The organism is Alteromonas sp. S005 (genome assembly GCF_036864475.1).
GTDB lineage: Bacteria > Pseudomonadota > Gammaproteobacteria > Enterobacterales > Alteromonadaceae > Alteromonas.
Window position 1 is genome coordinate 152,646 of the sequence record NZ_JAZETN010000007.1, and the last position, 12,491, is coordinate 165,136.

Here is a 12,491-nt window from a genome sequence, read left to right on the forward strand (position 1 = left end):
AACAGCATGCCAGCCAAACTAACACTTAGTCAGGTAGTTTAATAATTTTTTCTAAGCAGTGACTTAGGCTACAACTGCTTTTTCGATGATAACAGGCTCAACAGGTACATCTTGGTGATAGCCGTTGTTACCTGTTTTAACCGCTTTGATCTTCTCTACCACGTCCATACCTTCAACAACTTTACCGAAAGCACAGTAGCCCCAGCCGTTTACAGACTTGCTAGAATGGTTAAGGAAATCGTTGTTGTTCACGTTAATGAAAAACTGCGCTGTAGCTGAGTGTGGGTCTTGAGTACGCGCCATCGCGATGGTACCTACTTCATTTGCAACACCGTTGTCGGCTTCGTTTTCAATAGGCTCTTTAGTATCTTTCTGTTCCATATCAGGTGTAAAACCGCCACCTTGAACCATAAAGTTGTTAATTACACGGTGAAAGATAGTGTTGTCGAAAAAGCCGTCTTCTACGTAAGAAAGAAAGTTAGCTACTGTTTTAGGTGCTTTGTCTTCAAAAAGCTCTAGGGTGATGTCACCAAAATTTGTTTTTAACGTAACCATTGTGGTTTGTCCTGTGTGTTAGCGTAAATGTAAAGTGTGGGCATTTTAGCGCAAAACCAGTCGATAGCGCAAAGTGACGGCTATTGCAGATTAAAGCAATGTCGCTGCAAAAGGCTTGTACCATTTAAATCGTGACAGTGATAAACTTTGCGCCCCAAAATTATGACAAATAGGAAATATAGACATGCTACATCTTTACAATACCCGAACCCGTGAAAAAGCGAAGTTTGTGCCGCTTGAAGAAGGGAAAGTGGGTTTGTATGTGTGTGGTATTACTGTTTATGACCTAAGTCATATGGGTCATGCCCGCACTTACCTAAGTTTCGATGTTTTAGTACGTTACTTGCGTCACCTTGGTTTAGATGTGAAATACGTGCGTAACATCACGGATATCGACGACAAGATTATCGCTCGCGCCAATGAAAATGGCGAAAGCTTTGAAGCACTAACAGCGCGTACTATCGCTATGATGCACGAAGATTTTGCGGCGATTAACTTACTAGAGCCAGACGTAGAGCCAACAGTAAGTGGCCACATAGACGAGATCATTGAAATTATCCAACGTCTTATGGACAAAGGCTATGCCTATCAAGCTAAAAGCGGCGATGTACTATTCGACGTAAGCAAGTACGAAGATTATGGCAAGTTAAGCAAACAAGACCTAGAGCAGCTTAAAGCCGGTGCTCGTGTTGAAGTGGCTGCAGGTAAAGACGACCCGCTAGACTTCGTATTGTGGAAGACCACCAAGCCTGGTGAGCCAGCTTGGCAGTCACCATGCGGCGAAGGCCGTCCGGGCTGGCACATTGAGTGTTCTGCAATGAATCATAAGCATCTTGGTGCGCACTTTGATATTCATGGCGGTGGTTCAGACTTAACCTTCCCGCACCATGAAAATGAAGTAGCCCAGTCGTGCTGCGCATACGATACGCCTTACGTAAATGTGTGGATGCACGCGGGTATGGTTCAAGTTAATGATGAAAAGATGTCTAAGTCGTTAGGCAACTTCTTTACCTTGCGCGATGTGCTTAAAGAGCACGACTCAGAAACCTTGCGTTTCTTCTTGATGTCGGCACATTACCGTAGCCAGTTAAGCTACTCTCAAGACAATATTACTCAAGCGAAGGCCGCCCTAGAGCGTTTGTACACTGCGCTGCGTGGTGTTGTAGTAGACGAGGGTACAGACCTTGGTTACGGCGGTTATCTAGCGCGTTTCGAAGCGGCTATGAATGATGACCTAAACGTACCTGAAGCATTTTCTGTGTTATTCGATGTGGCACGTGAGCTTAACCGCCAAAAAGATAACGTAGAAGAAGCAGGTAAACTGGCTGCTGTACTTAAAGGCCTAGGCGCAATTTTGGGTATGCTTCAAAGCGATCCTGACACCTATCTTAAAGGCGGTGAGGGTAACGATGATGAAGCTGCTGAAATTGAAGCCTTGATTAAACAGCGCAACGACGCTCGTGCAGCTAAAGACTGGGCAGCGGCAGATTCCGCACGTGATGCGTTAAACGCAAAAGGCGTAGTGTTAGAAGACGGCCCAAGCGGCACTACGTGGCGTAAAGCGTAGCAATAGCTGTTATATTTTGAGTTGAGAAAGCCCACTTATTGTGGGCTTTCTTATTTCTTACGACCCGTCCTAAATAGCGTTGACACTTTTTAAACATTCATTCACCTCGCTCAGTAATTTTATACGCAACGAAGCGTTTTGGTTAAAACGTTTTTTAGAGTTACAAAAAAGCCCGGTATCAACGCCGGGCTTTGTAATAGATTTTGTCTGAAGCTTAAAAATGTGGTCGCTTACGTTTAAATTAATCTCTGTTAAAGAAGCGAAAACGATTTATCATTTATTGAGCGGAGCATCAGAAGCAAAGCGGAACTTCCCTTTCAATAAAGGACCTGTTAGCTCACAACTTTGTTCAAAGTCTACTGCCAAGTTTTGAATATCGCCATTTCCATCATAAGACATTTCAAGAATTTCAAACTTGCCAATACTCTGATTGCATCCTCTTCCCGAGCCAGTGAAGCTTAATCCAGGTAACGTTGGAGACTGGAAGGGATATCTTCTCGCTTCCTCATACACGCCAACATCAATAGACTCGTTAGTAGGTGCTGCCAGATCTAAATTCCACCAATCGGTTCCGTCATAACTTACACCTATAAAATTAGGTGTTCCTACATCGTAAGATACCCGGAACACGCCATCTACCTCTGTATACACGCGGCTCTCGCCACCTCCAATATAATCGCCAGTAGGACTATCAAAACTCAAAAATGTACTCATTGGAGCCATATAGGTTAGCGATAGAGTTTCTGTCACACTGTAACCCGAATGCGCTGTTATAACTACTTCAACGGTAATGTCTTCAGTCGTCCCATCTGGCACAGTGAACGTCGTTACAGCCTCTGTAGGAGAATTAAACTCTACGCCAATCTCACTTTTTTCATTCCATTGGAAAGACAGAGCACCATCAGTGTTATTTACAGTATCAATTGCACTAAGCTGAGGAGTATCGTTGTAACGAAATAGGTTCGACTGCTTACTGACAACTGGAATAATCTTGTTGCTTGTTTTGATGGTTGAAAATCGCGCGAATGCGGTTTGGCCATTTGTAGAAATTACTTCGATATCACTTAATGAATATGTAGCATTTGCGTCGAGGGCGCTTTCAGGAGTAACAATTACAATAGAGCCATTGATTTCGATATCGGCAGGTACTCTTTCGTAAGGGAAATCAAAATTCTCAAAACTCACCTCCCCGTATGAACCAGAAGCAGAACCAACTGGTCTAGAAAAGACTATTACAATGCTATCACTTAAACCAAAGTTGTTCAGCGAAGCTTCCCTGATGAAAGCGGCAAAAGAGAAATTGTCGGAACGAAAAGGCGTAATAATATCTGGGGCTTGTGTTCCAACACCCATAAGTGCCCCTTCAATAGCCTCTTCCCAACGCACTAAGAAAGACTCTTCTCCGTAAGCAACGTTGTAATACATGGAGTTTTCAACAAAGTTAGCGGAAACTTTCACTATATCAGCTGAAGAGGTGAATATGGAAACTTCCCCCTCATTTGGGTATTCGTTGAAAAAGCCTGAAAACGAATCTATTTGCGCGACCTGATAAGCCTCACCGATAGTCTCGTCATCAATAGTGCCATTCACATTGACTCGATACTTCGCAGTTAGATAGTCATTTTGTTTCATAACCTCGAAATCATTAAAGGTTAATACTTTTTCGCCATTAAAGCTTAGTGCAACATCACCGAGAGTAATCATTGACAATTCACTGTTTGTTGGCGTTTCTGCATATTCAATGCGAACTTGACCATCCAAATTAATGGAGCCGTCAATTTCTAAATCACTCAAATCAAGAGTTGCATCGAAACCTTCATTCTCAACATATGAGTTGATCGTGTAAACGACGCTTCCGTCAACAAAGTCAGCTAAGCTTCCTATATAACACTCGCGATAAGTAATGGTTAATGTGTCACCACTTGATAGCTTACTGTCGCTGTCGGTATCAACATGTGTTTTTTCAAAAATTCCGCCATTGTTACAGCTGACTTCGCCCGCTGTATCAAGCGTATTGGGAGCTGCCAAGTCATTTTGCGCCATAAACCCAAGCTGCAGAAAACTATCCAATGATGAAAGGCTGCTTAATGATGCTTCAGTTTGATAGTCGGCCAAAATGATTTTGGGTGGGGGAGGTGTCGCTCCGCTACCACTTCCAGTGCCGGGGCTGTCATTTCCGCTGCCTCCGCCGCCACAAGCGGTAACAAAAAGGACTGAAGATAATGAAATAAGAGATACTTTCGATATGTTACTAAAGTTCGTCAATGCAAGACTTCCTTATCTTTTTAATTTAAAGTTTGAGATTCCAATGTTGCGAGTATAAAGCGCGTTTTAGTTAAAGTTAACCATTTTTAGCTTTGGTCTACTTAGTATGCATATAGGTGCATCAAGCGTTTTAGTTAATATCAGGCTTATCTACTGGAATAGCCGATTCTTTTTCAGTTAACTGTGATTTCCAACGCTGCTGTGCAACGTGGGCTTTAACTAGCTCTAAACATTCATTTACAACGTTAAGCACTTCTTTATCAAGTGCGTCGGCAGTAGGGGTATAGTCGTGCATGCCAACAGAAATAAAGTGGTCAATGCGCTCTGCATCTAAGTCGCTTAACAGGTTTACAAGCGATGTGGTAACAATGTCGGTAACTGATTCTTCCAAGGTATTCTCAATGGTTTTGCCAATAACTGGTAGATAGTGCAGAGAGGAAACTTGTGCGTTACTTCTCACCGCTTTCCCCACGCTTTTTCGTACGTGCTCTCGAATCACCTCACCATGTTCCTTGCTTTGGATAGACTGGCCTAAGTGGTTGATTACGCCAGCCATCCACTGCGTTATCACAGGTCGGCGGGGGGCGAGTACTTGTGCGTTAATGTCGTCTAACAAAGGCGAGCCTGCTGAAATGTCTTTTTGCGCATCGCTTAGCACCTTAACAACAATCCGGTCGCTGAGTTCTTCAACAAACACGTCGTAATAAAAGGCAAAAAAGCGAAAGACGGCGGTTTGGTTTAAATCAATAATTTCGAATTTGTGCAAACGATGCAATATGGAGAATATTCGCAAGAAGCGAAATAGACGGGTAGGGCCCGTAGGAATTAAACCAATAATGTCGTACCAATGCAAAAACGGGAAGAAGTACCAGCGTAAATGTTCTTTACGAACAATAGCAACGGCCCAACGAAAGCAAAACTCGGTAAAGAATATGGCAATGAAGACTAAATCAACCAACAAAAAGTTGGCATGAATAGGATCGTAAGCGTTAAGAAAGGCGGGAAAATAAGTGCCTAATAGGCCGTATACAACGTCTGTAGCATAAAGAGCATCGAATATAAGCCATACTAGATTTACGAACAGTATACCTAGCATGACTAAATCTAAAATTAACCAAGGTGTTTCGTGACTATTTCGCAAATTTTCTCGGTTAATTCTGAGCATTTCCATATCCTTTTCGTGATTTAACCCATCATATGACCGCTTAAAGGAAACGCGCTAATGATATATTACATTGAGTCACTAGCTGGATGCGTTCAACCTTGTTACGTCCACATACAGTGTCAGTCTTTGCCCGGGTTGCAGATAGCGTTTGGTGTTTAAGGAATTCCACGTGCCAATGTCGCTTACCTTTACATTGAACTTACTTGCAATTCGAGATAACGAGTCGCCGTTTCTTACCGTATAGGTTAATTTTTTGGTAACCCCGTCTTGCGCTTTGCCTTTCAGCCATATCACCAGAGTTTTTCCTGGGCGAAGCGTGTCACCAGGAGCCATACCGTTCCATTTAGCTAACTGCTTGGTGCTTATTTTGTATTTACGTGCAATATCCCATAGCGTATCACCGGGTTTAACGGTGTGACGCGCTTTTTGCTGAGACGAGCTGCCATTTTGCAAGCTGGCCAAACGTTGCTCTTGCGATAAGGTATAGCTGTCTAACTCTTGAAGTGCAACAGGTACCATTATCGCTTGACCTATTCGGATCATTGTCGAGTCCAGTTCATTCACACTCTTAAGCACTTTTACCGTAGTGTGGTACTGGTTTGCTATTTTACCTAAGCTATCGCCGGATTTAACTGTGTGGCGTACCCAGTTAAGACGCTCTTTCTGGTCAATTTTCGCAAGAGCTTGCGAAAATGCCGCAGCTTTATCAAGGGGAAGTACTAAACGGTGTGGACCATCTGGCGATGTGGCCCAGCGGTTGAACCCAGGATTCAAACCATGAAGCTCTTTCAAAGACATGCCGGCAAGCTCGGCCGCAAACGCTAAATCGACCTGAGAACCAATATCGACCACTTCGATAACGGCAACGTTTTCTACTTCTGGCCAAGAGTACGCATATTCATCTTTGTTTTTAAGAATATCAGCAAGTGCCAGTAGCTTAGGCACATACGCACGCGTTTCCCTGGGTAAATTCAAGTTCCAGAAATCGGTAGGCTTTCCAGCACGTTTGTTGGCTTTAATCGCTCGTTGAACGCGCCCTTCACCGCTGTTATAGGCCGCTAGTGCGTGTAGCCAATTACCATCGAACATCTCATTTAAATAGGTAAGATAATCCAGTGCGCCTTGCGTTGACGCGACAACGTCGCGGCGCCCGTCGTACCACCAGTTTTGATCCATACCAAACCGCTTACCGGTGCCGGGAATAAATTGCCACATACCCGCCGCCCTGCCATGAGAATATGCGAACGGGTCGAATGCGCTCTCTACGATGGGCAAAAGTATTAACTCCATCGGCATGTCACGCTTTTCAATTTCCTCAGCGATGTAATAGAGAAATGGCTTAGCTCGTTTAACTACGCGAGCCATATATTCTGGGTGCTTTAAGTACCACTTTCGTTGGGCACTTAGACGCTTATTGTCGGGTATGGGTAAAGCGAAGCTAGCGCTGGCCCGCCGCCATACATCAGTTACTACAGCCTGCGTGTGCAGGTCAGGCGTACTGGTGAGCTCAGCAGTTTCTTCTAGCGCGTCGTCATTGGGGTGCACGACCTCTACAACACCATCTTTTGCTAGTTCACAATCGGAAATGGCCTCTTCGCTGCTATGTATTTCACTGCATGAGCCCAGTGAAGCATTTTCGTGATTTTCTAATTGTGCATTGTCACTGTTATTATCGGTTAACTGACAACCCGTTAAACCTATCGCCAACAATAACGGCGATAGAGGAAAAAACTTCAACTGCATATATGAAGAAACCTCGTGGAGCACTGCAAACCCGCAATATTACGATATTCGGCTTACTTTTGCATCAAAACTCATCTTTCCAGCGGCGAACTGCAGCAAATACCGCTACATCGTCAGCCAGGTTATTTTCGCAATAGGCTTCGGCAGCAGTTTTCACAGAAAGTTCATGGGCGCGTAAAAATGGGTTAATGTTTTTTTGTTCTTTGAGGTTGCTCGGTAGCGTAGGCTGATTCTGTTCGCGCCTCTCTTTAACCCAGGCAGCATAGTCTTTAAGTGCTGTGTTATCGGGCTCAACAGTTAATGCAAATGCAACATTAGCCTGTGTATATTCGTGAGTGCAGTAAACCTTGGTGGTGTCTGGAAGTCGCTTTATCTTATTTAAAGAATGATGCATTTGCTCTGGCGAGCCTTCAAATAGACGCCCGCAGCCAGCTGAAAACAACGTATCACCACAAAATAGTACGCCATGACCAAAAAACGCAATGTGATCTAGCGTGTGACCCGGCACCTCCATAACTTGAAGTGCCATTTTGAACACGGGAAGAGAAACGGTGTCGCCCTGCGCCACCGATTTAGTGATGCCTCTTATATGGTTACCTCTTGGCCCTATAACCGGTAAATCCGGTACGGTAGATACTAGCTTTGCAATGCCACCAGTATGATCTCTATGATGATGGGTAATAAGAACCGCACTAAGCATTAAATTCTTTGCTTTAAGGAAGGCCAACACAGGTTCTGCATCGCCCGGGTCGACGACTATGGCGCTTTTACCATTGTGAATGCACCAAATGTAGTTGTCAGTAAAAGCGGGGATAGGATGAATTGTTACATCTGAAGGAAGCGTTTCTGCCGTCATTTGAGTACCTGCTTGTGTAGGTAGAATTATGCGTTACTATAGGGACTTGTGAACAGCAGAGCAACCTAAGAGCGCGCAGTGTTAATGAGAACGGCGTTTAAAGCCAAACCACCTCGCTACCCTACGAGCTGGGACGATTTCCCTGCAGGAGAGCATATTCGCGGTGCCGTGAATACTGTTTGTAGCGATTATGCTGAGCGCATATTTGGATATCACTTTGCTAAGCTAGGCGCGTTAAGTGCCGAAATTAATCTAAATACTAGCCCTATACGGCATCACATCAATCAGGTGCCATTTGACAACCAATTTGGCCGCCAGTTAGAGGGCAACGCTGCATCAAATAATACCTCAGACAATAACGTTGCAACTTCGCATCTACAAGGTGAAAGCCGCGAATTGACAACCAACAGAGAAAATAACGTTGTAGGGCAGTCGCATTCCTTACCTTTCTCTGAAAATAGTATTGACGGCTTTCTATTGGCTAACGAGCTAGATTTTGCCCAAGACCCCCACGAGATATTAAGAGAGGTTGACCGTGTGATTACGCAAAATGGTTACGTTATTATCAGTGGTTTTAATCCTTTAAGCCTTGCCGGTATCGCAAAGTTCTTACCTGTTAAGCGCGGAAATATTTTGCATGATGCTCGCTTTTTTACATCGTACCGCATTAAAGATTGGCTAGAGTTAATGGGTTTTGAAATTGTTGAGCAGCGCCAGGTGTTGTTTTCTACGCTATTTTTTCAGCAACGTTGGAAAGGGGCCGCTAAGCTTCAGCATTATTTAGCGTCTTATTTTCCTTGGTGCAGCGCAGTATATGTAATACTCGCGAAAAAGCGTGTAATCCCTATGACGGCCATAAAACCTAAACGTAATTTAAAACCGCGCTTTTCAGCGGTTGGGGCTAGTGTAAGAACTTCTACGGTGAATCGTACGCTGCGGTAGCGGTGTTTATGCACATGTCACGCACACTTAGCGCGGGCCAGGCTTTTAAATAAAAAGCTGTAACAAGCGTTAACCTTTTTAGATATTTGCTAGGTTGCTGTAGCAGAAAGCCAGGCCTTAGCGTTTATAAGCCAATTTGAAGGGGAGATGGAGATAGCTTAGCATGCTATCTCCATATTGATGGTTTAATCGGTACTTGCGTTATACAAATGCACATCTCGCTGCGGATAAGGAATGCTAATACCTTCTTCATCAAAGGCTTTTTTAACTTTTTCCTGCATATCCCAGTAGTAAGGCCACAAGTCATCTGTACCGACCCAAGGTCTAAACATTAGGTCGACTGAGTTATCACCTAACCCACCAACACATATCCTAGGTTCAGGATCGGTCAGTGAACGTTCGTCTTCTTCAAACAAACGCTGCAAAATTTTCTTAGCTTTGTCGATATCGTCATCGTAACCAATGCCAAAGGTCATGTCGCAGCGGCGTTTATCGTATACGCTAACATTAGTTAATGTGGCATTAGACAGATTCCCGTTGGGAATAACAACACGCTTATTGTCAAAGGTGTTAATTACAGTATAAAGAATTTGTATCTCTGCAACAGAGCCTAAATGACCTTCTGCTTCAATGGTGTCACCTACTTTAAAGGGTTTGAAAATCAGGATTAGCACACCGCCAGCAAAATTAGCCAGGCTGCCTTGTAAAGCTAAACCTATAGCCAAACCTGCCGCCCCAACGACTGCAATAAATGAGGTGGTTTCAATACCTATCATAGAGGCAACGGAAATCAACAACATGACTTTTAGAACGGCACTAATAAGCCCGCATAAAAATTTGTTTAGCGTGGGGTCCTTTTTTCCTATTCTGTGATCCAATAGGGTTATAAAACGATTCACCAACCAAAGACCTACCACCAAAGTAAGAATAGCCAATAGCAATTTTGGGGTATAAGTCATCACCAGTGATATGGCTTTTTCGGTTAATTCCGATAAATTGATATTTGTACCGAAGAAATCTTCCATAAGTGCCTCTTTCATTAATAAATCACGCTGACTACGTTATGGAAAGAGGGTTAGATCGCTATCTATTAACCCGAATGGTTCTAGCTTGTTTGTTGACTTACAGCCATTAGCCTAATTAACGTTGGAACACTGGTAGAAAGAAGGTATGAGTAACGGTGGGTTGAGATGAAAAACTGTGAGGTGTCTTGGCTTACTAGGCTTGTGCTTGCTCCGTGACGCTGCCTATGTGATTTAATGCTTTGTAAGTCTGAGTGTTACTTTGAACTACCAATAAAAAAGGTGACATCCTTTCGCTTTATAGCGCTGAATGTCACCTTAGTTTTATGTTCGCGCTTTTAAAGCTTACTTAACGCGCATACCCGGCTTGGCACCCTCGTGCGGCTCAAGAATGTATAGCTCGTCGCCACCTGGGCCCGCCGCTAACACCATGCCTTCACTCATACCAAAACGCATTTTGCGCGGGGCTAGGTTCGCCACCATTACCGTGTGCTTACCGATAAGGGCTTCAGGCGAGTAGGCCGACTTAATACCAGCAAAAACTTGCTTAGTTTCGCCGCCTAAATCTAGCTCTAAGCGTAAAAGCTTATCTGCTTTTTCTACGTGTTCTGCGTTAGCAATACGGGCGATACGTAAATCTACTTTCGCGAAGTCATCAAACGAGATAGTGTCGCTAATAGGGTCTTTAGCAAGCGGGCTGTCTGGGTCGATAGCTGGTGTAGCTGGCGCTAGGCTTTCTTTTGAATCTTCAACCATGGCGTCAATTTTCTCCATTTCTACACGCTGCATCATCGGCTTAAACTTGTTGATGGCGTGACCTTTCAGTAGGGTTTGCAGTGAATTCCAGTCAAACTTGTCGTTTAGGAATTCTTCTGCTTTTTCTGCAAGTACCGGAAGCACAGGCTTTAAGTAAATCACAAGCAGACGGAACATGTTGATACCTAGCGAGCACACATCGTGTGTGAACTGCTGCTTAGTCTCGTCTTTTATGGTTACCCAAGGTGCGTTGTTGTCGATAAACTGGTTGGCTTTATCAGCAAGGGCCATAATTTCACGCACAGCTTGGTGGTACTTACGCTTCTCAAATAATGCAGCAATGCTCTCTGATGCATTTTGGAACTCAGCAATTAGCTCTGGCTCAATCACGTTTTCAGACAGCTTCCCGTCAAAACGCTTAGTGATAAAGCTTGCACAGCGGCTTGCAATGTTAACCACTTTACCTACCAGGTCTGAATTCACCTTTTGAGCGAAGTCAGTAAAGTTAAGGTCGATGTCGGTTACACCATCACCTAGCTTAGACGCAAAGTAGTAACGTAGATATTCTGGGTTCAGGTGGTCAAGGTATGTGCGGCCTTTAATAAAGGTACCGCGCGACTTTGACATTTTCGCACCATTTACGGTTACAAAACCGTGTATGTTCACGCCAGTAGGCTTACGGTATCCCGCGCCTTCAAGCATGGCAGGCCAAAATAGGCAGTGGAAATAGGTAATGTCTTTACCAATAAAGTGGTACAGCTCAGCGTCAGAATCGGCTTTCCAGAAATCGTCAAATTCGAGGTTGTTCTGATCGCAGAAGTTTTTGAAACTTGCCATGTAGCCAACGGGCGCATCTACCCACACGTAGAAGAACTTGTTCGGCGCACCTGGAATTTCAAAGCCGAAATAAGGCGCATCACGGCTGATGTCCCACTGTTGAAGACCTTCAGTAAACCATTCTTGCAGCTTGTTAGCCATTTCTTCTTGAAGAGCACCTGAGCGGATCCACTCTTTTAACATGCCTTCAAATTTTGGCAGGTCAAAGAAGAAGTGCTCAGACTCACGTAGGACTGGTGTAGCACCCGATACCACGCTGCGCGGGTTTTTAACTTCAGTTGGGCTATACGTTGCGCCACATACATCACAGCTATCGCCGTTTTGATCTTCTGCGCCACAGCTAGGGCAAGTACCCTTAACGAAACGGTCTGGCAGGAACATTTCTTTTTCAGGGTCGAACAGTTGGTTAATAGTACGTTTGCTAATGTAACCCGCGTTATCTAAACGGGTGTAAATTTCTTCACACAATGCCTTGTTTTCTGGCGAATGAGTTACATAGTAGTTGTCGTAATCAACGTGAAAATCAACAAGGTCTTGGTGGTGTTCTGCACGGGTTCTAGCCACCATTTCTTCTGGTGTAATGCCAAGCTCTTGGGCTTTAAGCATAACCGGTGTACCGTGTGCATCGTCGGCGCAAACACTGTAGCATTCGTTTCCGCGCAGGCGCTGAAAACGAGTCCAGATGTCGGTTTGAATGTGTTCTAGCAAATGACCTAAGTGAATAGAACCATTTGCGTATGGCAACGCACTGGTTACCAGAATTCGGCGTTTTTCTGACATAAT

9 protein-coding genes are annotated in these 12,491 nt (G+C 44.2%); 2 read left to right on the forward strand and 7 right to left on the reverse strand.

What is annotated here, in order from left to right; all coding sequences use genetic code 11:
- Positions 1-63: 63 nt before the first annotated feature.
- Positions 64-555 (reverse strand): peptidylprolyl isomerase, encoded by a 492-nt coding sequence (locus V7R55_RS10725; RefSeq protein WP_334059462.1) that lies wholly within the window; start codon positions 553-555, stop codon positions 64-66.
- A 184-nt stretch (positions 556-739) separates the two neighbouring features.
- Between V7R55_RS10725 and cysS the strand changes: the two genes are divergently transcribed.
- Positions 740-2,122 carry a cysteine--tRNA ligase gene (gene cysS / locus V7R55_RS10730; protein ID WP_334059463.1) on the forward strand — a complete coding sequence of 461 codons (1,383 nt, stop codon included), beginning with the start codon at positions 740-742 and terminating at the stop codon, positions 2,120-2,122.
- Positions 2,123-2,395: 273 nt separating this feature from the next.
- Here the strand turns inward: cysS and V7R55_RS10735 are convergent, their stop codons facing one another.
- The 4 genes from V7R55_RS10735 to gloB form a co-directional block, all read right to left on the reverse strand.
- Complete coding sequence (locus V7R55_RS10735; RefSeq protein ID WP_334059464.1) at positions 2,396-4,387, reverse strand: Ig-like domain-containing protein; 1,992 nt, start codon at positions 4,385-4,387, stop codon at positions 2,396-2,398.
- Positions 4,388-4,517: 130 nt separating this feature from the next.
- Positions 4,518-5,552 (reverse strand): ion transporter, encoded by a 1,035-nt coding sequence (locus V7R55_RS10740; RefSeq protein WP_334059465.1) that lies wholly within the window; start codon positions 5,550-5,552, stop codon positions 4,518-4,520.
- A gap of 78 nt (positions 5,553-5,630) precedes the next feature.
- Entirely contained in the window at positions 5,631-7,295 is a 1,665-nt protein-coding gene (locus V7R55_RS10745; RefSeq protein WP_334059466.1) for a lytic transglycosylase, read from the reverse strand.
- Between the two features lie 64 nt (positions 7,296-7,359).
- Entirely contained in the window at positions 7,360-8,151 is a 792-nt protein-coding gene (gloB, locus tag V7R55_RS10750; protein ID WP_334059467.1) for a hydroxyacylglutathione hydrolase, read from the reverse strand.
- 84 nt (positions 8,152-8,235) lie between these two features.
- On the opposite strand from gloB, the gene V7R55_RS10755 reads away from it, so the two are divergent.
- Positions 8,236-9,093, forward strand: coding sequence for a class I SAM-dependent methyltransferase (locus V7R55_RS10755; RefSeq protein WP_334059468.1), 858 nt, complete (start codon positions 8,236-8,238; stop codon positions 9,091-9,093).
- Between the two features lie 185 nt (positions 9,094-9,278).
- On the opposite strand, the gene V7R55_RS10760 is transcribed toward V7R55_RS10755, so the two are convergent.
- Together V7R55_RS10760 and metG are read right to left on the reverse strand one after the other, a co-directional pair.
- Positions 9,279-10,118, reverse strand: a complete 840-nt coding sequence (locus V7R55_RS10760) for a mechanosensitive ion channel family protein (protein ID WP_334059469.1) — start codon at positions 10,116-10,118, stop codon at positions 9,279-9,281.
- Between the two features lie 342 nt (positions 10,119-10,460).
- The gene (gene metG, locus V7R55_RS10765; RefSeq protein WP_334059470.1) at positions 10,461-12,488 is read right to left on the reverse strand and encodes a methionine--tRNA ligase; all 2,028 of its coding nucleotides are present in this window, start codon (positions 12,486-12,488) and stop codon (positions 10,461-10,463) included.
- Between the last annotated feature and the right edge of the window lie 3 nt (positions 12,489-12,491).

What these genes read in the sequence shown, in the direction of transcription:
- V7R55_RS10725 (WP_334059462.1), bottom strand. Translation starts at nt 555, where the DNA reads ATGGTTACGTTAAAAACAAATTTTGGTGACATCACCCTAGAGCTTTTT.
- cysS (WP_334059463.1), top strand. Translation starts at nt 740, where the DNA reads ATGCTACATCTTTACAATACCCGAACCCGTGAAAAAGCGAAGTTTGTG.
- V7R55_RS10740 (WP_334059465.1), bottom strand. Translation starts at nt 5,552, where the DNA reads ATGCTCAGAATTAACCGAGAAAATTTGCGAAATAGTCACGAAACACCT.
- V7R55_RS10745 (WP_334059466.1), bottom strand. Translation starts at nt 7,295, where the DNA reads ATGCAGTTGAAGTTTTTTCCTCTATCGCCGTTATTGTTGGCGATAGGT.
- gloB (WP_334059467.1), bottom strand. Translation starts at nt 8,151, where the DNA reads ATGACGGCAGAAACGCTTCCTTCAGATGTAACAATTCATCCTATCCCC.
- V7R55_RS10755 (WP_334059468.1), top strand. Translation starts at nt 8,236, where the DNA reads ATGAGAACGGCGTTTAAAGCCAAACCACCTCGCTACCCTACGAGCTGG.
- V7R55_RS10760 (WP_334059469.1), bottom strand. Translation starts at nt 10,118, where the DNA reads ATGGAAGATTTCTTCGGTACAAATATCAATTTATCGGAATTAACCGAA.
- metG (WP_334059470.1), bottom strand. Translation starts at nt 12,488, where the DNA reads ATGTCAGAAAAACGCCGAATTCTGGTAACCAGTGCGTTGCCATACGCA.